Genomic DNA, 19,352 nt, shown 5'->3' on the forward strand with positions numbered 1-19,352 from the left:
TTACCCTTGTGGAAGGGCATCCGTGAAACTCAACCGACCCACGTCCTGGTTCCTGCTCGCGTTCGGCGTCTGGTCCTGGGTGATCTGGATCACCTTCGCCCGCAACCTCTTCAAGGACGCGAGCGGACTCGCCTTCGACGACGCCGGCGACCCGACGGCCTACCTGTGGGTCCACCTCGCCCTGGCGATCACCTCCTTCCTGCTGGGGACGGCGGTCGGCGTGATCGGCCTGAAGGGCGTCCGGGCCGGCACGGCCAAGTAGAGGCCCCCGCGCACGCGGGGGTGACGGCCGGGCAGGCCCGCGTCCGGGTGGAGGAGTGGGGGTGAAACGCCCCGCGGGGTTCGGCTCGGCGGTACGGGGATGTACGTTCTCGATCGTGTCTGCTTCGAACAGGACCGCTGGTGCGGTCGCCGCCGCACTGTTGCTTCCGCTCGCGATCGCCGCCGGGCCCGCTCACGCGGACGAACCGGTCAAGCCGGGGGCCACCACGAAGGCGCCTGCGAAGAAGAAGGACGAGCAGCCGAAGCCGCCGCCGAACATGTCGTCGGTGGGCGGGGTGCTGCTGGGGCAGCCGGGGACCCAGGTGAAGCTGGGGGCCGGGGCGCCGGTGCTGCCGAAGGACCTGTCGGCGCGGTCGTGGATCGTGGCGGACGCGGAGAGCGGCGCGGTGCTGGCCTCGCACAACGCGCACTGGCGGCTCGCGCCCGCCTCGACGCTGAAGATGCTCTTCGCGGACACCCTGCTGCCGAAGTTCCCGGACAAGACGCGGACCCACCTGGTGACCGCGGGGGACCTCGCCGGGGTCGGCGTGGGCTCCAGCCTCGTGGGGATAAAGGAGAAGCAGAGCTACACGGTCCGGGACCTGTGGCTGGGGGTCTTCCTGCGGTCGGGGAACGACGCCGTGCACGTCCTGACCCGGATGAACCAGGGCCTCAACAAGACCGTGACCGAGATGAACGCGCGCGCGGTCGAGCTCCAGGCGCTCGACACGCACGTCAAGTCGCCGGACGGCTACGACGCCCCGGGGCAGGTCTCGTCGGCGTACGACCTGACGCTGATCGCCCGCAGCGGCATGCAGAAGCCGGACTTCCGGGAGTACGCGGCCACCCCGCGCGCGGCCTTCCCCGGCGAGGCGAAGCCCGGCAAGAAGCGCGAGACCTTCGAGATCCAGAACACCAACCGGCTGCTGACCGGCGACTTCGGCATCGCCCCGTACCAGGGCATCGCCGGGGTGAAGAACGGCAACACCACGCACGCGGGCGCCACCTTCACCGGGGTCGCCGAGCGCAACGGGCGGGTGCTGCTCGTCACCGTGATGAACCCCTCGTCGAAGGAGCAGCACGCGGTCTACAAGGAGGCCGCGCGGCTGCTCGACTGGGGGTTCGCGGCGTCCGGGAAGGTGACGCCGGTGGGCGAGCTGGTGCCGCCGAAGAGCGCGCGGCCGGTGGCGCGGCCGTCGGGCGGTACGGAGACGGGCGCGGCGGCGCCGGGCAAGAAGCCGGAGACGGGCAGGCCGGCGGTCGCGGCCGCCGCCGAGAGGAGTTCGGGCGGGATCGGGATCGCGCTCGCCGTCGCGGGCGGGGTGATGGTGCTGCTGGCGGGGGCGGTCTTCCTCGTCAACCGCCGCTGGCCCGCGGTGGGCGGTGCGGGCCTCCGCCGGCGTTCCCGGACGGCCGCCCCGGACCCGGACGTGAATCCGTAGCGGCCGGGCGGGAGGTGTCCTCCGGAGCACCGTCGGCGGAGTCGTCGGCGGACTTGCCGGCGGCCCCGTCGGCGGAGTCGTCGGCGGAGTCCACGGCCGTCCACGCGGAGCAGAACAGCAGGAGTTTCGCGGTGAAGTTGATCCACAGCAGCAGGGCCACCGGCACGCCGAAGGCCCCGTACATCGACTTCGCCGCGACCTCCCGCATGTAGCCGCCGAGCAGCAGCTTCAGGAGTTCGAAGCCGACCGCGCCGATCAGCGCGGCCACCACCAGGCGGCGGCGCGGCGGGTCGACGCCGGGCAGCGGCTTGAGGACGTAGAGCAGGATCAGGAAGTCGGCGGCGACGGCGACGAGCACGGCGGCGGTCTGGAGCAGTACGCCGCCCGCGCCGTCGCGCGGGAGCCCGATCCGGTCGGCGGTCCAGCCGACGGCGGTGGAGCCGAGCCAGGAGGCGGCGAGCGAGCAGAGGGCGACGCCGCCGAGGCCGACCAGGACGACCGCGTCCTTGCCCTTGCGGACCACGGGGTTGCCCTCGTCGGCGTCGTCGTTGCGCCAGACCGCCCGCAGGCAGTCCCGCATCGAGCCGATCCAGCCGATGCCGGTGAAGAGCAGCAGGGCGCCGGCGACGAGGCCGACGGTTCCGGCGTTGTCGACGAGGCCGCCGATGTCGAGCTGGTCGGAGATGCCGGGGACCTGGTCGGAGAGCTTCCGCTCGATCCGGTCGAGCTGGTCGTCGGTGAGCAGCGCGGCGCCGATCGCGGCGGCGACCGTGATGAGCGGGAAGAGGGCGAGGAAGGAGAGGAAGGTGATGGCGGCGGCGAGCCGGCTCCAGTGCACCTCGTCGAGCCGTTCGTAGGAGCGCCAGGCGTGCGTTCTCATCAGCCGGGCGATCCAGGGGCCGATGACGGGGAGCTTGGTCAGCCAGTCCATGTCGTCGAGGATCCCCCGGTCGGGCGCGGGGAGCGGGGACCGACACCGCACGACAGGCCCCACAATGCCGACATAAGGGGCATACGCGGCTATACCTTCGCCCCATGGCTGTCGAACCCCTCCTCCTGGACGACGACGTCGTGTCCCTCACGGGCGCCGGGCGCACCGCGCCCTCGCTCGCGCTGCTCGCCCGGCCCCGCTCGGCCGCCGAGGCCGCCGGGGCGGTCCTCGGCCGGGGACCGCGCGGCGCCGTCGCCCGCGGGCGCGGCCGGTCCTGTGGGGACGCGGCGCAGAACGCGGGCGGGACGGTCCTGGACCTGACCGGTCTCGACCGGATCCGCGGGCTCGACGGGGCGGCCGGCACGGTGGTGTGCGAGGCCGGGGCGGAACTGGGCGCGCTCGCCCGGGTCTTGCTGCCGCTCGGCCTCCGGCCGCGGGCGGGGGCGGGCGGCTGGACGGCCGGCGGGGCGGTCGCCACGGGGTACGGGAACGGCGTCGAGGCGCTCGAACTCCTCGGCGCCGACGGGGAGTCCAGGACCGTCCGGCGCGGCGAACCGCTCTTCGACGCGACCGTCGGCGGGCTCGGCCTCACCGGGGTGGTGCTCTCGGTGACGCTGGCCCTGCGGCCCGTCGAGACGGCGTTCCTGCGGGAGCGGACCGCCCGTTTCCGCGACGCCGACGCGCTGCTCGCCCACTGGACCGGCGGCGGCGCGCCCCCGGAGCCGTACGCGCGGGCCCGGGTCGAGCTGACCGGCCGGGGCCGCGCCGTCCTCACGACCGCCGCCCCGGTCCCGTACGCCGGTCTCCCCCGCGGCCACCGGGCCCGCCGCGCGCCGCTGGCCCTGCCGCCCGCCTTCCCGGCGCCGCTGGGGAGGGGCGGCGGGCTGCGGCCGCTGCCGGGGCTCGTACGCGCGCGCGTGGCGCCCTCGTACGGCTTCGGGCGCGCTCCCTTCGTGCGGTACCGGTGCGCCGTGCCGGAGGGGCGCGAGGAGGCGCTGCGGGGGCTTCTGGCACTGCTCGCGGACCGGCGCTCCCCCGTCCGGGCCGCCCGGCACGCGCGCGTGGAGCGGGTCGGGGCGGCGGGGGCCGGTCCGCTGGCGTTCCCGGTGCGCGGCTGGTGCCTCGGGTTCGACGTGCCGGCGGGCGCGCGGGGGCTGGGACGGTTCCTCGACGTCCTCGACGAGCGGGTGGCGGCGGCCGGCGGGCGGGTCTGCCTCGCCGAGGACGCCCGGCTGCGGCCCGCACTGCTGCCCGTCATGTATCCGCGGCTCGACGCCTTCCGCGCGCTGCGGTCCTCGCTCGATCCCCGGTCCGTGTTCCGCTCGGACCTCTCCCGCCGTCTCGGCCTCTAGGAGTGTTGTCGTGAAGGACGCTTTCGGTGCCCCGCAGTCCCTGCTGCTGCTCGGCGGCACGTCCGCGATCGGGCTGGCCGCCGCGCGCCGGCTGATCGCCCGCCGGACCCGGACGGTGTGGCTGGCCGGCCGGCCCTCCCCCGGGCTGGCGGAGGCGGCCGCGTCGCTGCGCGGGCTCGGGGCCGAGGTGCGGGTGGTGCCGTTCGACGCGCTCGACACCGGCGCGCATCCGGAGCGGCTCGGGGCGGTGTTCGCCGAGGGGGACGTCGACCTGGTGCTGCTGGCCTTCGGGGTCCTCGGCGACCAGGCGCGCGACGAGGCCGATCCGGCCGCCGCGGTGCGGGTCGCGCAGACCAACTACACGGGGGCGGTCTCGGCGGGGCTGGTGTGCGCGGGGGCGCTCCAGGCGCAGGGGCACGGTTCGCTGGTGGTGCTGTCGTCGGTGGCGGGCGAGCGGGGGCGGCGCGCCGACTTCATCTACGGCTCGTCGAAGGCGGGGCTCGACGTGTTCGCGCAGGGGCTGGGGGACGCGCTGCACGGGACGGGGGTGCACGTGATGGTGGTGCGGTCCTGCTCCGTGCGCGCGCCGGGGCGGCCGGAGGCGCCGGCGGCGACCACCCCGGAGGCGGTCGCGGGCGCGATCGAGCTGGGGCTGCGGCGCCGCTCGGAGACGGTGTGGGTGCCGGGGTCGCTGCGGCTCGTGGCGTCGGCGCTGCGGCACGTGCCGCGGCCGCTGCACCGGCGGCTGCCGGTGTGAGCCGTACGGGCTCCGCTCAGGAGGTCGAGCGGACCGGGCTGCCGCCCTGGGCCGGGACGGCGGAGACCGGGCGGCCGCTGCCGAACTCGTAGTCGTACAGCTTGCGCCAGACGCCGTCCGCGCCCTGCTCGTACAGGGCGAAGGAGGAGCAGGTCCAGGCGGCCTCGTAGCCGGCCAGTTCCTCGTAGGCCCGGTCCATGGCGTCCTCGGCGATGCCGTGGGCGACGGTGACGTGCGGGTGGTAGGGGAACTGGAGCTCGCGGACGAGCGGTCCCCCCTCCTCCCGGAGGCGGGCCTGGAGCCGGTCGCAGCCGGTCGCGCCCTCGGCGAGGGTGACGAAGACCACGGGCGAGAGCGGGCGGAAGGTGCCGGTGCCGCTCAGCCGGATCCCGAAGGGGAGCCAGTCGGCGGCGACGCCGGCGAGGTGCGCCTCGATCTCCGGCAGCCGGTCCTGGTCGACCTCGGTCGGCGGGACGAGGGTGACGTGGGTGGGGATGGCGTGCGCGGCGGGGTCGCCGAAGCCCGCGCGCCGCTCCTGGAGCAGGCTGCCGTGAGGCTCCGGGACCGCGATCGAAACGCCGAGCGTTACGGTCCCCACGTCGTTCTCCTCCGTCGTCCGGGTCGGGTCGGTGTGCGGTGGTGCAGCCGCCAGTGTGCGGCCTGCACCACCCTGATGGCCAGGGTCCTCGGACCCCCGTGCCGCGTCAGTGCTTCGCGGGCAGGAAGCCGATCCTGTCGTACGTCTGCGCCAGGGTCTCGGCGGCGACGGCGCGGGCCTTCTCCGCGCCCTTGGCCAGGACCGAGTCCAGCGTCTCCGGGTCGTCCAGGTATTCCTGGGTACGGGCCCGGAAGGGGGTGACGAAGTCCACCATGACCTCGGCGAGGTCGGTCTTGAGGGCGCCGTACATCTTGCCCTCGTAGCTCTTCTCCAGGTCCTCGATGCTGGTGTCCGTGAGGGTGGACATGATCACGAGGAGGTTGGAGACGCCCGCCTTGTTCTCCGGGTCGAAGCGGATCACCGTGTCGGTGTCGGTGACGGCGCTCTTGACCTTCTTGGCGGTGACCTTGGGGTCGTCCAGGAGGTTGATCAGGCCCTTCGGCGTGGACGCCGACTTGCTCATCTTGATCGTCGGGTCCTGGAGGTCGTAGATCTTGCCGGTCTCCTTGACGATGTACGGCGCCGGGACCGTGAAGGTGTCGCCGAAGCGGCCGTTGAAGCGCTCCGCGAGGTCGCGGGTGAGCTCGATGTGCTGGCGCTGGTCCTCGCCGACCGGCACGTGGGCGGCCTGGTAGAGGAGGATGTCCGCGACCTGGAGGATCGGGTAGGTGAAGAGGCCGACCGTGGCGCGGTCGGCGCCCTGCTTGGCGGACTTGTCCTTGAACTGGGTCATGCGGGAGGCCTCGCCGAAGCCGGTGAGGCAGTTCATGACCCAGCCGAGCTGCGCGTGCTCGGGGACGTGGCTCTGGACGAAGAGGGTGCAGCGCTCCGGGTCGAGGCCGGCCGCGAGGAGCTGGGCGGCGGCGAACCGGGTGTTGGCGCGGAGCTCGGCCGGGTCCTGCGGGACCGTGATGGCGTGCAGGTCGACGACCATGTAGAAGGCGTCGTGCGACTCCTGCAGCGCGACGTACTGCCTGATCGCACCGAGGTAGTTGCCGAGGTGGAACGAGCCCGCGGTGGGCTGGATCCCGGAGAGCGCACGAGGACGAGGATCAGAGGCCATGCACATCATTCTCTCAGGTGTGGGAACCGATCCCGGACTGCCGGTGTACCAAGAGTGTGAGGACACGGGAGGGGGGCTCGGCCGTCGTCGACGAGAGCGCCGTGATCGCCCGGGTGCGCGCCGGAGAGCCGGAGGCGTACGCGGAGCTGGTCCGCGCGCACACGGCGGTGGCGCTGCGGGCGGCGGTGGTGTGCGGAGCGGGCGCGGAGGCCGAGGACGTGGTGCAGGCGGCGTTCTTCAAGGCGTACCGCTCGCTGGGGAGTTTCCGGGAGGGGGCGTCCTTCCGGCCGTGGCTGCTGAGCATCGTGGCCAATGAGACGAGGAACACACTGCGTTCGGCGGGCCGGCAGCGGGCGGTGGCGGGGCGGGAGGCGGAGCTGCTCGCGGGCGAGCCGCTGATACCGGAGTCGGCGGACCCGGCGGTGGCGGCGGTGGACGGCGAGCGGCGCCGGCGGTTGTGGGCGGCGCTGGAGGGGCTGCCGGAGGAGCACCGGCGGGTGGTGGTGCACCGCTATCTGCTGGAGCTGGACGAGGCGGAGACGGCCGAGGCGCTGGGGGTGCCCCGGGGGACGGTGAAGTCGCGGCTGAGCCGGGCGCTGAAGCGGCTCGGGGCGGCCCTGGGGACGGCGGAGGGAGCGGAGGGAGGTGAGGGGCGTGCGTGAGGACGAGGGGTCCGGGGGGCTGCCGGAGGAGCTGCGGGAGCTCGGGCGGTCGCTGCGGGTGCCGGACGTGGACGGGGAGTCGATGGCGGAGCGGGTGCTGGCCCAGCTCCTCGCCGAGCACGTGCCGGTGCCGGTGGTGGAGCGGGAGCCGGAGCCGGAGCGGTGGGGGTGGCTGCGGCGGCGGTGGCGGGCGCTGCTCGCGGCGCTGTCCGGGGTGCTGGTGGTGGCGGTGCTGACGCCGCCGGTGCGGGCGGCGGTGGTGGAGTGGCTGGGCGTCGGCGGGGTGACGGTGGAGTACGTGCCGGGGGCGCCGCCGGTGGCTCCGGCGGGGGTTCCGGGGTGTCCGGAGCCGGTGGCGGGGGCGGAGGCGGCCCGGGAGGCCGGGTTCGCGCCGCTGCTACCGGAGGGGGTGGCCGGGGCGGTCACGTCGGTGACGGGGCGGGCGCCGAGGGCGGTGGTGGGCGTCTGCTGGCGGTCGGCGGAGGGGGCGGTGGTCCGGCTGGACGAGTTCCCGGGCGAGCTGGACCCCGGCTTCGTCAAGGAGACACGGGTGCAGCCGGAGCCGGTGGTGCTCGCGGACGGGACGGCGGCGTACTGGTTCGCGGAGCCGCACCGGCTGACGTTCCCGCTCGTCTCGGCCGACGGCCGGTGGAGCCATGAGGCGCGGGCGGCGGGGCCGACGCTGCTGTGGGTGCGGCCGTCGTCCGGTCTGACGCTCCGGCTGGAGGGGATACCGGACCGGACGGAGGCGCTGCGGGTCGCGTCCTCCGTCCGGTAGGCGGTACCGGGGCGGTGCCCGGGGCGGGTGCTAGGCGGGCAGGCCCGGGGCCGGGTGGGCGGCCATCAGGTCGGCGACCTCGGCGCGGACGGTGGCGAGGGCCTCCTCGTCCCCGGCCGCGGCGGCGGTGACGGCGCGGTCGATCCACGCGGCGACCTGGTCCATGTGGTCCGTGGTGAGGCCGCGGGAGGTGAGGGAGGGGGTGCCGATGCGGAGGCCGGAGGGGTCGAAGGGCTTCCGCGGGTCGAAGGGGACGGTGTTGTAGTTGGTGACGATGCCGGCCCGGTCGAGGGCCCGGGCGGCGGTCTTGCCGGGGACCTGCCGGGAGGTGAGGTCCATCAGGATCAGGTGGTTGTCGGTGCCGCCGGAGACCAGGTCGAAGCCGCGGGCGAGGAGGGCGTCGGCGAGGGCCTTGGCGTTGGCGACGACGGCGTGGGCGTAGGTGCGGAAGGAGGGCTGGGCGGCCTCGCGCAGGGCGACGGCGATGGCGGCGGTGGTCTGGTTGTGCGGGCCGCCCTGGAGGCCGGGGAAGACGGCCTTGTCGAGGGCCTTGGCGTGCTCCTCGGTGGACATCAGCATGGCGCCGCGCGGGCCCCGGAGGGTCTTGTGGGTGGTCGTGGAGATCACGTCGACGTGGCCCACCGGGGAGGGGTGGGCGCCGCCGGCCACCAGGCCGGCGATGTGGGCGATGTCGGCGACGAGGACGGCGCCGGCCTCGCGGGCGATCTCGCCGAAGGCGGCGAAGTCGATGGTGCGGGGCAGGGCGGTGCCACCACAGAAGATGATCTTGGGTCGTTCGGCGAGGGCGAGGTCGCGGACCTGGTCGTAGTCGACGCGGCCGGTCTCCGGGCGGACGCCGTACTGGACGCCGCGGAACCAGGAGCCGGTGGCGGAGACGCCCCAGCCGTGGGTGAGGTGACCGCCCATCGGCAGGGCCATGCCCATGACGGTGTCGCCGGGCTTCGCGAAGGCGAGGTAGACGGCGAGGTTGGCCGGGGAGCCGGAGTAGGGCTGGACGTTGGCGTGGTCGACGCCGAAGAGGGCCTTGGCGCGCTCGACCGCGAGGGTCTCGACCTGGTCGACGACCTGCTGGCCCTCGTAGTAGCGGCGGCCGGGGTAGCCCTCGCTGTACTTGTTCTGGAGGACGGTGCCGGAGGCTTCGAGGACGGCGGCGGAGACGTAGTTCTCGCTGGGGATGAGGCGCAGGGTGTCGGCCTGGAGCCGTTCCTCGGCGCCGACGAGGGCGGCGAGCTCGGGATCGGCGGCGGTGAGGGCGGGGTGGCCGGTGGCGCGGGCGGGGTGGCCGGTGGCCTGCTGGAGCGTGGTCACGTCTTCCTCCGGGAGTACGTCGGTACGTCCCGGGGCGGGTGCCGCACGGGACGCGGGGCGGTCCCGTGATGCCCAGGCGAGCGGCACCTCGTGTGGTGGGGCGCGCGCGGCTCCCCCGGGGTCGCTTCCCCGTACGCCAGTCGCCGTGCGTGTTCACAGACTAGCGGGCGCGCCGTCGCCCGAGGTTTCTTCGTCCGGGATGCGAGCGACGATAAGAAGGGGCCACCACACACCCCGGCCGCAGGACGATCGGAGATCCCGTGTCGAGAACGCAAGACGAGATCGCTGCCGCGGACGCGCACAGCGCCCACAACTACCACCCCCTGCCCGTCGTCGTCGCCTCCGCCGAGGGGGCCTGGATGACCGATGTCGAGGGGCGCCGCTTCCTGGACATGCTCGCCGGTTACTCGGCGCTGAACTTCGGGCACGGCAACCGCCGTCTGATCGAGGCGGCGAAGGCCCAGCTGGACCGGGTGACGCTCACCTCGCGGGCCTTCCAGCACGACCGGTTCGCCGAGTTCTGCGCGCGGCTGGCGGAGCTGTGCGGCAAGGAGATGGTGCTGCCGATGAACACCGGGGCGGAGGCGGTCGAGACGGCCGTGAAGACGGCCCGGAAGTGGGGGTACGAGGTGAAGGGCGTGCCGGACGGGCACGCGAAGATCGTGGTGGCGGGGAACAACTTCCACGGCCGGACGACGACGATCGTCTCGTTCTCCACCGACCACGAGGCCCGGGACCACTTCGGGCCGTACACGCCGGGCTTCGAGATCGTGCCGTACGGCGACCTGACGGCCCTCGACGCGGCGGTCACCGAGAACACGGTGGCGGTGCTGCTCGAACCGATCCAGGGCGAGGCCGGGGTGCTGGTCCCGCCGGCCGGATACCTGCGCGGGGTGCGGGAGCTGACGGCCCGGCGGAACGTGCTGTTCATGGCGGACGAGATCCAGTCGGGCCTGGGCCGCACCGGGAGGACCTTCGCCTGCGAGCACGACGGGGTGGTCCCGGACGTGTACATCCTGGGCAAGGCGCTGGGCGGCGGCGTGGTGCCGGTGTCGGCGGTGGTCGCGGACGCGGACGTGCTGGGCGTCTTCCGGCCGGGCGAGCACGGTTCGACCTTCGGCGGGAACCCGCTGGCGTGCGCGGTGGCCCTGGAGGTGATCGCGATGCTGCGGACCGGGGAGTACCAGCAGCGGGCGACGGAGCTCGGCGAGCACCTGCACGCGGAGCTGGGGCTGCTCGTGGGCGGCGGAGCGGTGGAGGCGGTGCGGGGCCGGGGCCTGTGGGCGGGCGTGGACATCGCGCCGGGACGGGGGACGGGGCGGGAGGTCTCGGAGCGGCTGATGGAGCGGGGGGTGCTGGTGAAGGACACCCATGGGGCGACGATCCGGATCGCGCCGCCGCTGGTGATCTCGAAGGAGGACCTCGACTGGGGCCTGAACCACCTCCGAACCGTCCTCACCCCCTGACCCCACCCCCGTCACGGGCTGCGCCCGGCCGCTCCGTCGCGAGCTGCGCCCGCGCCGCTCCGCTGTGGGCTGCGCCCGGCGGGGTTGGTTGCGGTGCCGCCGCGCCGTTTCGTTGTGGGCAGGCGTTCCGCTGGGGCGGAACGGGTGGGCACAACGGAACGGCACCCTTGCGGGTGCCTCCGCGACCGGGCCTGAACCCGCACCACAAGTGCGCCGCGCACCGGGTGCGGGCCCAGGCCCGGAAAGCCTTGGCCCGGCACGGGGCGCCGTCCCTGTGCCCACCCGTCCCGCCCTGCGGGACGCCTGCCCACAGGGACGGGGGTGCAGCCCACACGGGGCGACGGGGCGCGGCCCACGTGGGGAAGCGGGCGCAGCCCGCAGGGGCGGCGGGTGCGGGCTCGCACGGGACGGCCGGGTGCGGGCCCGCGCAGGCGGCGGCGGGTGGGAGCTCGCAGGGCTTGCAGGGGGAAGGCGGGGCGTTGACAGGGGGGTTGGTCTAGGCCAATGTGGCGGGCATGCCGAGACTCCGTCCGCGTCCCGCCGCACGCGCCGCACTCGCCGCCCTCCTCCCCCTCGCCCTCCTCGGGGCCACCGCCCCGCAGGCGGCGGCCGCCTGGCCGGAGCCCGTGCCCGTGGTCTCCCGGGTCGAGACGACGGACCCGGTCGTCTTCGTGACCATCGACGACGGCTGGTTCCACGACCCCGCCGCCGCGCGGCTGCTGCTCGACCGCCGGGTGCCGGCCTCGCTCTTCCTGCTCCCGGGGGCGTACGCGTACGACTCCGGTTACTTCCACCGGCTGCTCGACCAGGGGCCGGCGCGGGTCGAGAACCACACGGTCGGCCACCCGGACCTCACCGCGCTCGACGCGGACGGTCAGAGGGCGGAAGTCTGCGGGGCGCGGGACGCGCACCTCGCCGAGTTCGGCGACGGGCCGCGGCTGCTGCGCCCGCCGTACGGGGCGTACGACGCGGCCACCCGGACCACCGCCCGCGCCTGCGGGGCGAAGGCCGTGGTGACGTGGACGCACGACCTCACCACCTGGGGCGGGTGGACGCCGCCGGCACCGGAGCTGAAGGCCGGCGACATCGTCCTGCTGCACTTCAACGAGACGCTGGAGCAGGACCTGGAGCGGGTGCTGGCCCTCGCCGACGCGGCCGGCCTGAGGCCCGCGCCGCTGCGGGAGTACGTGCCGGAGTGAGCGTCAGAGGATGACGTGCGGGAGGAAGCGGGCGTACTCGTCGGTGATCGGGCCCTCCGACTCCCGGATGCCGAGCCCCGCGGCCTCGTCCCCGACGACCCAGGCGCCGAGCAGCGTGCGGTTGCCGTCGAAGTCGGGCAGCGGGGCCAGGGCCTGGTAGCAGCAGGGCTCGTCGCGGACGACGGGCTCGGCGCCGGCCTCGTGCAGGGTGACGCCGGCGCCCTCCCGGCCGAGCAGCGGCTTGGCCGCCCAGCCGGTGGTGGCGGCCAGTTCGCGCGGTCCGTCGAGGTAGGCGGGCAGCAGGTTCGGGTGGTCCGGGTACAGCTCCCAGAGGATCGCGAGGAGCGCCTTGTTGGAGAGCAGCATCTTCCAGGCGGGCTCGATCCAGCAGGTGGTGCCGGAGCCGCCGCCGTTGTCCAGGGTGGACAGGACGTGCTTGCCGAAGGGGTCGGTGACCAGCCACTCCCACGGGTAGAGCTTGAAGCAGCTGCGGATGAACCGCAGTTTGTCGTCGACGAAGCGGCGGGAGAGCCGGTCCCAGCCGATCCGCTGGACGGAGAGCGCCTCGGTGGCGAGCCCGGCCTGGGCGGCGGTCTCGCGCAGGTACGCGACCGTCATCAGGTCCTCGCCGAGCTCGTCGGCCTCCGAGTGGGCGAAGTGGACGGGGCCGGGCGGCAGCAGCGGCGCCTGCCGCTTCCAGGCGTCGACGAGCCGCTCGTGGAGCGAGTTCCACTGGTCGGCGCCGGGGAACCGCTCCTCCATCCAGAACCACTGCGGGCTCGCCGCCTCCACCAGGGAGGTCGGCGTGTCCGCGTTGTACTCCAGCATCCTCGCCGGGCCCGTGCCGTCGTAGACGAGGTCGAACCGGGCGTAGAGGGAGGGGAGTTCGGCGCGGCGGTGCCAGGACTCGGCCACCCGTTCCGCGACGCGGGGATCGGTGATCCCGAGGTCGGCGAAACGATCCCGCTCGACGATGTGCGCGGCCGCCGCGAGGCACATGGCGTGCAGCTCCTCGACGACCTCCTCCAGCGCCTCCACCTCGGGCAGCGTGAAGGAGTAGTACGCGCTCTCGTCCCAGTAGGGGCGCAGCGAGCCGTCCGGGTAGCGGGTCAGGGGGTAGACGAGCCCCTGCTCCTCGACGGTCTCCTGCCAGCCCGGACGGGGCTCGATGGTGTGCCGTTCCATGGCGCCCGCGCCTCAGCCGCCGGACCGGGAGGACCCGGAGGACGAGCAGCCGAAGCCGCCGGTGTCGACGGCCTTCCGGTCGAAGCTGCCGCCGGTGACGCGCGCGTCGCGGACCTTGCCGCCGTAGTAGTAGGCGCCGCGGGTGGTCGAGCCGTCGTCGTCATCGTCGTCGCCGGTCTCGCACCGGTAGCCCGGAAGTTCCTCCAGCGTCACCGGGTCCGCGCACCGGCGGTCGGGTTCGGCGCCGCAGGCGGTGATCGTCGCCGCGAGCACGCCCATACCGCCGAGCACCACCGTGCTCGACCTGAGCCTCCGCATGTCCCTCGCCCTCCCCTTCGCGCGACCGCGCGCACCTCGTGTGCGCGGGGCACCTCCGCGCGGCCGTTCGTATGACCGCGCGCCTCGCGACCGCACAGTGTAGGCCGCTCGTTTCCGGCCCTCGCACCTAGAGTCGCTTTGTGCTCTTGGGTATGGTTTGCGCGCTCGGTTCGTCCCTGTGCTTCGGTGCGGCCACCGTCTTCCAGGCCGCCGCGGCCCGTTCGGCCGCGCCGGGGACGGGCAGCGGGGTGGACCTCGGGCTGCTGTGGCGGGCGGTGCGGCGGTGGCGGTACGTCACCGGCCTCGCCCTCGACGGCCTCGGCTTCCTCCTGGAGGTCGTGGCCCTGCGGAGGCTCCCCCTGTACGCGGTCGGCGCGGCGCTCGCCGCGAGCCTCGCGGTCACGGCGGCGCTGGCCTCCCGGATGCTCGCGGTCCGGCCGAGCCGGGCCGAGTGGGGCGCGGTCGCGGCGGTCTGCGCGGGGCTCGGCATGCTGGCGCTCGCCTCGGGCCCCGAGGGCCACCGGGCCGGTCCCGCGGCGCTGCCGTGGGCGCTGCTCGGCATCGCGGCCGGGGTGCTGCTGCTCGGCGCGGCGGCCGGGCGGCTCCCGGACCGGCCCCGGGCCCTGGTCCTGGGCCTCGGCTCCGGGATCGGCTTCGGGGTGGTGGAGGTGGCGGTCCGGCTCCTGGACGGGGTGGCGTGGACGGATCCGGCGCTGTGGGCGCTGCTGCTCGGCGGCGGGGCGGCGTTCCTGCTGCTGACCTCGGCGTTCCAGCGCGGCTCGGTGACGGCGGCGACGGCGGGGATGGTCCTGGGCGAGACGCTCGGCCCGGCGGTCGCGGGGGTCGTCTGGCTCGGCGACCGGACCCGCGAGGGCCTCGCCTGGCTCGCCGTCACCGGCTTCGCCGTGGCGGTGGCCGCCGCCCTGGCCCTGGCCCGCTTCGGCGAGGCCCCGGCGGCGGCCCCGGCCGAGGAGGGGGCGGCGGCCGGCCCGCGGTGACGCACCGCGTTCCTCAGCGGTGCCGCTCCCTCAGGTACTGCGCGAAGGTGACCCGGCCGGTGGCGCGGTCCGGGGCCAGGTGGCCGCCGGCCCGGAAGGCGCGGTAGGTCCGGCCGGCCAGCGGGAGCGGCAGCGGACGGCGGGCGCGTCCCGTGGCGGCCAGGTAGGCGCGGGCGAGTTCCGTGAAGGAGAGGACCTCGGGGCCGCCCAGGTCGGGGACGCGGCCGGCCGGGTCGCTGGCGGCGAGTTCGGCGAGCCGTCCGGCGACCTCGGTCACCTCCACCGGCTGGTCGGCGACGCCCGCCGGGACGGGCAGGACCAGCGGGACCTTCGCCGCCCCCGCCAGGATCCCCTCCACCAGGTCGTGGAACTGGGTGGCCCGCAGCACGGTCCAGCCGAGACCGGACTCCTCGACCAGCCGCTCCACCGCGAACTTGGCGCGGTAGTAGCCGAGCGGCACCCGGTCGACGCCGACGATCGAGATGTACACGAGGTGGCCGACCCCGGCCCGGCGGGCCGCCGCGATCAGGTGGCGGGCCGCCTCCTCGTCGCCGCCGCGCGGGCTGGACGCGCAGTGCACGACGGTGTCGACGCCCGCCAGGGCCGCGTCGAGGCCGGTCCCCCGCCGCAGGTCGACGGGGTGTTCCCGGGAGTTCCGGCTCAGCTCGCGCACCTCGTGCCCGTCGGCGGCGAGCCGCGCGCACAGCGGCCTGCCGAGGGTGCCGGTGGCTCCCGTGACCAGGATCGTCTTCCTCGCCGTCGTCATCCCCGGTCTCCTTCCGGACGCGGGCGCTCCCCCGTGGAGCACCCCTCACCCGCTCCGAACCGACGGGACCCGGCGGATGTGACGGCTTCAGCCGCCGGCTTCCGGGTACGCGGCGAACTGGCGGGCCGCGTACCCGAGCTTGTCCGGGTTCATCACCATCCGCACGTCGGTGATCCGGCCGTCCGCGCCCGCCTGGACGGAGGCGACGCCGATGATCCGGCCGCCGACGTGCATCACGACGCCCGGCTCCCCGTTGACCTCGGCGACCGTGAGCCGGGCGCCCTCCTCGGTCCGGCGGGCGACGCCCACGAGGAAGCGGAGGACGTTGTCGCGGCCGGTGACGGGGCGGAGGGCCGACCTGACCTTGCCGCCGCCGTCGCTCCACCAGACGACGTCCGCGGCGAGGACCTTCTCCAGGCCCGCGAGGTCGCCCTCGCGGGCGGCCGCGACGAAGGACTCGACGAGTTCCCGCCGCCGTTCGGGCGGGGGCGGGTCGAAGCGGTGGGCGCGGTCGTCGCCGGGTGCGGCGACCCGCCGGGCGGCCCGGCCGTACAGCTGGCGGCAGTTGGCCTCGCCGAGGTCGAGGACGCCGGCGATCTCCCGGTGCGGGTAGCCGAACGCCTCGCGGAGCACGTACACCGCCCGCTCGGCCGGGGTGAGCCGTTCCAGGAGGAGCAGCAGGGCCGTGGAGACGTCGTCGCGCCGCTCGGCGGCCTCCAGCGGTCCCGCCCCGGTGCCGGCGGGCGGACCGCCGTCGGTGAGCACCGGCTCGGGCAGCCAGGTCCCGACGTACCGCTCGCGCCGGACCCGGGCGGAGGTGAGCCGGTTGAGGCACAGGTGGGTGACGACCTTGGCGAGCCAGGCACCCGGGAGCGCGATCGCGGCCCGGTCGGCGCCGCTCCAGCGCAGATAGGCGTCCTGGACGGTGTCCTCGGCCTCCTCGGCGGAGCCGAGCATCCGGTAGGCGAGCCCGAAGAGCCGGGATCGGTACGCGGTGAACTCCCGCGCGGACGCGTCCGCGTCGGGGCGGGCGTCCGGGACGGGGCGGGCGTCCGTGCCGAGGGGCGCGTCCGGGGCGGGGCTCTCGTCCGGGGCGGGGTGCGACGTCACGGTCCCACCTTCTCAGAGCCCCCGAACGGCCCGCCGCCCGTCCCTCCCGTCCCACCCGCCCCGCCGTCCCCGGCCGCCCTGTCCGCCCCGCCCGTCCCGTCCGTCTCCTCCTCGCCGATCCCCTCCAGGACCCGGCACAGCGCCCCCAGCGCGCCCTGCCAGCCGCTGTCCGGCGGGGTGCCGTAGCCGACGACCAGGCCCTCCAGGGAGCGGGCCGCCTCCGGGTGGCGGAACTGGTCGAGGCCCTGGACCGCGAGGCCGTGCCAGGCGGCGGAGCGGAGGGCCGCCCGCTCGGTGCCGGGCGGCAGCGACAGCACCGCGTGCAGGCCCGCCGCGATGCCGCCGACCCGGATGCCCGGCGCGTGCGCGGCGAGCGCGGCGACGAGCTGGTCGCGGCGGTTCCGGTAGCGCAGCCGCATGGCCCGTACGTGCCGGTTGTACGCCCCCGAGGCCAGGAACTCCGCGAAGGCGAGCTGGTCCGGGCTGCCGCACATCCAGTCCACCACCGCCCCCTTCCCGGCGGCGACCTCGTCCACCAGGCCCTCCGGCAGCACCATCCAGGCGAGCCGCAGGCCGGGCGCGAGGGACTTGCTCGCGGTGCCGAGGTAGACCACCCGCTCCGGGTCGAGGCCCTGGAGGGCGCCGACGGGCTGCCGGTCGTAGCGGAACTCCCCGTCGTAGTCGTCCTCCAGGACGAGGCCGCCGGTCGTCCGCGCCCAGTCGACGACCGCCGCCCGCCGGTCCGGGGGCAGCGCCCCGCCGAGCGGGAACTGGTGGGCGGCGGTCAGCAGCACCGCGTCCGGCGCGGTCCGCGCCAGCTCCTCGACGCGGGTGCCGCGGTCGTCGAAGGGCAGGGCGGGGGTGGCGAGGCCCTCCTTCCGCAACAGCCCGGCGTACAGGCCGAGTCCGTACGACTCCACCGCCACCGCCTCCGCCCCGCGCGCCCGCAGGACCCGGCCGAGGAGCATCAGGCCGTGGGCGAACCCGGCGCAGACCACGATCCGTTCGGGCCGCGCGTGCACGCCGCGGGCGCGGGCCAGGTACTCGGCGAGGACGGTGCGCAGTTCGATCCGGCCGCGCGGATCGCCGTACCCGAGGGCCTCGTTGGGCGCGGCGGTCAGCGCCCGCCGGTACGCCTTGAGCCAGGCGGCGCGCGGGAAGGAGGCGAGGTCGGGGCTGCCGGTCCGCAGGTCGTACGCGGGGACGGGGGCGCGCCGGCGGGCGGGGGGCCGCCACGGGGTGCCGCCCGGGGCGAGGCCCGCCGGGGAGGTCCGGGCGGCGGGCGGCTCCGGGGCCGGCCGGGGCTCGGCGCGGCGGGCGACCCGGGTGCCGGAACCCTGGCGGGCGGTGAGCCACCCCTCGGCAATCAGTTCGGCGTAGGCGTCGGCGACGGTGTTCCGGGCCACCCCGAGGTCCGCCGCGAGCTGGCGCGAGGACGGCAGCCGGGTCCCCGGTGCCAGGCGTCCGACGCGCACGGCCTCGCGCAGGGCGTCCATGAGGCCGGCCCGCAGCCGGGTGCCGCGCAGTTCCAGGTGGAGGTCGGCGCCGAAAGTGGCCCAGTCGTTCCGCATGGGAATGGACCATAGCGGCACGCCATCCGCTCCTAGGCTGGCCGCATGACCACCATCACAGCGCACTCCCCCGCCCAGCCCCTCGCCCACGAGCACCCGGCCCGCATGAACTTCGCCGAGCGGGTGCCCGAGTACTACCGGGCGATGCTCCGGCTGGAGCAGGAGGCCGCCAGGGGCGTGGACCCGGTCCTGTACCACCTGATCAAGATCCGGGCCTCGCAGATCAACCACTGCGCCTTCTGCCTGGACATGCACACCAAGGACGCCCTCGCCGAGGGCGAGACCGTCGAGCGGGTCGTCCAGCTCGGCGCCTGGCGGGAGTCCCGGCACTTCTACACGGAGCGGGAGCTGGCCGCCCTCGCCCTCACCGAGGCGGTCACCGTCCTCACCGACGGCTTCGTCCCGGACGAGGTGTACGCGGCGGCGGCCGAGCACTTCGACGAGGAGGAGCTGGCCCGGGTGATCGGCGCGGTCGTCGTCATCAACGCGTGGAACCGCATCGCCGTCACCACCCGCATGACCCCGGGCCACTACACGCCGCGCTCCGCTCAGTAGGCGCCCGGCCGGAAGAAGTCCAGGGCCACCCGCAGGTGCTCGCGCTGGAGCGGCCAGTCGGCCTCCGGCCCGGCGGCCAGGACGGCGTAGTGGTTGCCGTCCTCGGCGGTGAAGGCCCGGTCGACCACCTTGCGGCGGCCGCCCTCGCGGTCGTACGCGTACACCAGCTCGGCCGCGTCGGCGGGCGCCCCGGGCTCTCCGGTGACCGGGCCGAGGCTCAGCTCCTCGTATCCCGGCTTGTCGGCCCTGCCCTGCGCGGAGGCCCCGCGCAGGGCCTCGTACGGGGTCATGCCGGCGTCCTCGATCACGAAGATCTGGAGGAGGCTGTTCCCGTCGGGCGCGTTGTAGAAGACGCCCTGCGCGTTCTCGGTGCGGTTCCAGCCCTCCGGCACGGCGACCGTGAAGCCCTCGGGGTCCGCCACCGCCCGGTAGCCGGGCGGCGGCACGTCGTCCGCCGGGAGCTCGGAGGCGGTGTCGGAGGGCGTGGGGGCCTCGCTCCCGGTCGGCGTGTCCGTGCCGGTCGGCGTGTCGGTCGGCGAGACGCCGGCGGCCGGGCCGCCCGCCACCGGGTCCGGCGCGTCGCGGCCGTCACCCGACCGGAGCAGCCAGCCGCCGACCACCGCGGCCGCGACGAGGGCCGCGGCGAGACCGGCCGCGACGGGGCCGCGGAACCGGAACCGGCCCGGCACGGCCCCGCCGACCTCGCCGAGGACGTGGCCGGGCCCGCTCCCGTACCCCTGCCCGTGGCCGTACCCGTACCCGTGCTCGTACCCGTGCCCGGGGTCGTGTTCCGGCGCGTACGCGGGCGGCGGCGGTGCCACCGGGGCGACGCCGGGCAGGGGCGGGAGCCCCGGCGCCGGCGCGGGCGCGCCGGCGTCCCGCGGTTCCCGCTCCCAGCTCTGCGTCTCGGCGTTCCAGCGGACCCCGCCGTCTCCCCCGGGCCTGCTCAAC

The 19,352-nt window shown here is 75.4% G+C and carries 20 protein-coding genes and 1 riboswitch; of the genes, 10 read left to right on the top strand and 10 right to left on the bottom strand.

Annotation, left to right across the window (positions count from 1 at the left end; all coding sequences use genetic code 11):
- Positions 1 to 22 precede the first annotated feature (22 nt).
- Both AB0E83_RS10805 and AB0E83_RS10810 read left to right on the top strand, forming a co-directional pair.
- Positions 23 to 262, top strand: a complete 240-nt coding sequence (locus tag AB0E83_RS10805) for a hypothetical protein (RefSeq protein WP_362108817.1) — start codon at positions 23 to 25, stop codon at positions 260 to 262.
- 115 nt (positions 263 to 377) lie between these two features.
- Positions 378 to 1,703 (top strand): D-alanyl-D-alanine carboxypeptidase, encoded by a 1,326-nt coding sequence (locus tag AB0E83_RS10810; RefSeq protein ID WP_362108819.1) that lies wholly within the window; start codon positions 378 to 380, stop codon positions 1,701 to 1,703.
- Here AB0E83_RS10810 and AB0E83_RS10815 read toward each other — a convergent pair.
- The gene (locus AB0E83_RS10815; RefSeq protein ID WP_362108821.1) at positions 1,618 to 2,634 is read right to left on the bottom strand and encodes a YihY/virulence factor BrkB family protein; all 1,017 of its coding nucleotides are present in this window, start codon (positions 2,632 to 2,634) and stop codon (positions 1,618 to 1,620) included. The two genes, AB0E83_RS10810 and AB0E83_RS10815, sit on opposite strands and share 86 nt — an antisense overlap.
- A gap of 125 nt (positions 2,635 to 2,759) precedes the next feature.
- Between AB0E83_RS10815 and AB0E83_RS10820 the strand changes: the two genes are divergently transcribed.
- Together AB0E83_RS10820 and AB0E83_RS10825 are read left to right on the top strand one after the other, a co-directional pair.
- Complete coding sequence (locus AB0E83_RS10820) at positions 2,760 to 3,986, top strand: FAD-binding protein (RefSeq protein WP_362108878.1); 1,227 nt, start codon at positions 2,760 to 2,762, stop codon at positions 3,984 to 3,986.
- Between the two features lie 10 nt (positions 3,987 to 3,996).
- Positions 3,997 to 4,743 carry an SDR family NAD(P)-dependent oxidoreductase gene (locus AB0E83_RS10825; RefSeq protein ID WP_362108822.1) on the top strand — a complete coding sequence of 249 codons (747 nt, stop codon included), beginning with the start codon at positions 3,997 to 3,999 and terminating at the stop codon, positions 4,741 to 4,743.
- Positions 4,744 to 4,759: 16 nt separating this feature from the next.
- Here AB0E83_RS10825 and AB0E83_RS10830 read toward each other — a convergent pair whose 3' ends face one another.
- Both AB0E83_RS10830 and trpS read right to left on the bottom strand, forming a co-directional pair.
- Positions 4,760 to 5,341, bottom strand: a complete 582-nt coding sequence (locus AB0E83_RS10830; RefSeq protein ID WP_362108824.1) for a 2'-5' RNA ligase family protein — start codon at positions 5,339 to 5,341, stop codon at positions 4,760 to 4,762.
- A gap of 106 nt (positions 5,342 to 5,447) precedes the next feature.
- Positions 5,448 to 6,464: a tryptophan--tRNA ligase gene (gene trpS / locus AB0E83_RS10835; RefSeq protein ID WP_362108826.1), complete on the bottom strand. Its 1,017-nt coding sequence runs from the start codon at positions 6,462 to 6,464 to the stop codon at positions 5,448 to 5,450.
- A 56-nt stretch (positions 6,465 to 6,520) separates the two neighbouring features.
- Between trpS and AB0E83_RS10840 the strand changes: the two genes are divergently transcribed.
- Complete coding sequence (locus AB0E83_RS10840) at positions 6,521 to 7,126, top strand: RNA polymerase sigma factor (RefSeq protein ID WP_362108828.1); 606 nt, start codon at positions 6,521 to 6,523, stop codon at positions 7,124 to 7,126.
- Positions 7,119 to 7,904: a hypothetical protein gene (locus AB0E83_RS10845; protein WP_362108830.1), complete on the top strand. Its 786-nt coding sequence runs from the start codon at positions 7,119 to 7,121 to the stop codon at positions 7,902 to 7,904. Before AB0E83_RS10840 ends, AB0E83_RS10845 begins: the two co-directional genes overlap by 8 nt.
- Before the next feature lie 30 nt (positions 7,905 to 7,934).
- Here AB0E83_RS10845 and glyA read toward each other — a convergent pair whose 3' ends face one another.
- Entirely contained in the window at positions 7,935 to 9,233 is a 1,299-nt protein-coding gene (gene glyA / locus AB0E83_RS10850; RefSeq protein WP_362108832.1) for a serine hydroxymethyltransferase, read from the bottom strand.
- A 63-nt stretch (positions 9,234 to 9,296) separates the two neighbouring features.
- Positions 9,297 to 9,387, bottom strand: a riboswitch (ZMP/ZTP riboswitch).
- Positions 9,388 to 9,493: 106 nt separating this feature from the next.
- Between glyA and rocD the strand changes: the two genes are divergently transcribed.
- Both rocD and AB0E83_RS10860 read left to right on the top strand, forming a co-directional pair.
- Positions 9,494 to 10,699, top strand: a complete 1,206-nt coding sequence (rocD, locus tag AB0E83_RS10855) for an ornithine--oxo-acid transaminase (RefSeq protein ID WP_362108834.1) — start codon at positions 9,494 to 9,496, stop codon at positions 10,697 to 10,699.
- 515 nt (positions 10,700 to 11,214) lie between these two features.
- Complete coding sequence (locus AB0E83_RS10860) at positions 11,215 to 11,898, top strand: polysaccharide deacetylase family protein (protein ID WP_362108836.1); 684 nt, start codon at positions 11,215 to 11,217, stop codon at positions 11,896 to 11,898.
- Between the two features lie 3 nt (positions 11,899 to 11,901).
- Here the strand turns inward: AB0E83_RS10860 and AB0E83_RS10865 are convergent, their stop codons facing one another.
- Both AB0E83_RS10865 and AB0E83_RS10870 read right to left on the bottom strand, forming a co-directional pair.
- The gene (locus AB0E83_RS10865; protein WP_362108838.1) at positions 11,902 to 13,083 is read right to left on the bottom strand and encodes a glutathionylspermidine synthase family protein; all 1,182 of its coding nucleotides are present in this window, start codon (positions 13,081 to 13,083) and stop codon (positions 11,902 to 11,904) included.
- 12 nt (positions 13,084 to 13,095) lie between these two features.
- A complete protein-coding gene (locus AB0E83_RS10870) occupies positions 13,096 to 13,401 on the bottom strand; it encodes a hypothetical protein (protein ID WP_362108840.1) in 306 nt (101 codons plus the stop codon).
- Between the two features lie 152 nt (positions 13,402 to 13,553).
- Here AB0E83_RS10870 and AB0E83_RS10875 point away from each other — a divergent pair, with 152 nt between their 5' ends.
- Complete coding sequence (locus tag AB0E83_RS10875) at positions 13,554 to 14,399, top strand: hypothetical protein (protein ID WP_362108842.1); 846 nt, start codon at positions 13,554 to 13,556, stop codon at positions 14,397 to 14,399.
- A gap of 13 nt (positions 14,400 to 14,412) precedes the next feature.
- Here the strand turns inward: AB0E83_RS10875 and AB0E83_RS10880 are convergent, their stop codons facing one another.
- The 3 genes from AB0E83_RS10880 to AB0E83_RS10890 all read right to left on the bottom strand — a co-directional run bounded on the left by AB0E83_RS10880 (position 14,413) and on the right by AB0E83_RS10890 (position 17,846).
- Positions 14,413 to 15,165 carry an NAD(P)H-binding protein gene (locus AB0E83_RS10880; RefSeq protein ID WP_362108844.1) on the bottom strand — a complete coding sequence of 251 codons (753 nt, stop codon included), beginning with the start codon at positions 15,163 to 15,165 and terminating at the stop codon, positions 14,413 to 14,415.
- A gap of 87 nt (positions 15,166 to 15,252) precedes the next feature.
- Positions 15,253 to 16,275 carry an RNA polymerase sigma-70 factor gene (locus tag AB0E83_RS10885; RefSeq protein WP_362108846.1) on the bottom strand — a complete coding sequence of 341 codons (1,023 nt, stop codon included), beginning with the start codon at positions 16,273 to 16,275 and terminating at the stop codon, positions 15,253 to 15,255.
- Positions 16,272 to 17,846: a PLP-dependent aminotransferase family protein gene (locus AB0E83_RS10890; protein WP_362108848.1), complete on the bottom strand. Its 1,575-nt coding sequence runs from the start codon at positions 17,844 to 17,846 to the stop codon at positions 16,272 to 16,274. The genes AB0E83_RS10885 and AB0E83_RS10890 overlap by 4 nt, the downstream gene beginning before the upstream one ends.
- Before the next feature lie 45 nt (positions 17,847 to 17,891).
- Here AB0E83_RS10890 and AB0E83_RS10895 point away from each other — a divergent pair, with 45 nt between their 5' ends.
- Complete coding sequence (locus tag AB0E83_RS10895; protein ID WP_362108850.1) at positions 17,892 to 18,401, top strand: carboxymuconolactone decarboxylase family protein; 510 nt, start codon at positions 17,892 to 17,894, stop codon at positions 18,399 to 18,401.
- Here the strand turns inward: AB0E83_RS10895 and AB0E83_RS10900 are convergent.
- Entirely contained in the window at positions 18,395 to 19,351 is a 957-nt protein-coding gene (locus AB0E83_RS10900) for a serine/arginine repetitive matrix protein 2 (RefSeq protein ID WP_362108852.1), read from the bottom strand. The two genes, AB0E83_RS10895 and AB0E83_RS10900, sit on opposite strands and share 7 nt — an antisense overlap.
- Position 19,352: the final 1 nt, after the last annotated feature.

Source organism: Streptomyces sp. NPDC035033 (assembly GCF_040636735.1).
Classification (GTDB): domain Bacteria; phylum Actinomycetota; class Actinomycetes; order Streptomycetales; family Streptomycetaceae; genus Streptomyces.

What these genes read in the sequence shown, in the direction of transcription:
- AB0E83_RS10815 (WP_362108821.1), bottom strand. Translation starts at nt 2,634, where the DNA reads ATGGACTGGCTGACCAAGCTCCCCGTCATCGGCCCCTGGATCGCCCGG.
- trpS (WP_362108826.1), bottom strand. Translation starts at nt 6,464, where the DNA reads ATGGCCTCTGATCCTCGTCCTCGTGCGCTCTCCGGGATCCAGCCCACC.
- AB0E83_RS10860 (WP_362108836.1), top strand. Translation starts at nt 11,215, where the DNA reads ATGCCGAGACTCCGTCCGCGTCCCGCCGCACGCGCCGCACTCGCCGCC.
- AB0E83_RS10865 (WP_362108838.1), bottom strand. Translation starts at nt 13,083, where the DNA reads ATGGAACGGCACACCATCGAGCCCCGTCCGGGCTGGCAGGAGACCGTC.
- AB0E83_RS10870 (WP_362108840.1), bottom strand. Translation starts at nt 13,401, where the DNA reads ATGCGGAGGCTCAGGTCGAGCACGGTGGTGCTCGGCGGTATGGGCGTG.
- AB0E83_RS10875 (WP_362108842.1), top strand. Translation starts at nt 13,554, where the DNA reads ATGGTTTGCGCGCTCGGTTCGTCCCTGTGCTTCGGTGCGGCCACCGTC.
- AB0E83_RS10880 (WP_362108844.1), bottom strand. Translation starts at nt 15,165, where the DNA reads ATGACGACGGCGAGGAAGACGATCCTGGTCACGGGAGCCACCGGCACC.
- AB0E83_RS10890 (WP_362108848.1), bottom strand. Translation starts at nt 17,846, where the DNA reads ATGCGGAACGACTGGGCCACTTTCGGCGCCGACCTCCACCTGGAACTG.
- AB0E83_RS10895 (WP_362108850.1), top strand. Translation starts at nt 17,892, where the DNA reads ATGACCACCATCACAGCGCACTCCCCCGCCCAGCCCCTCGCCCACGAG.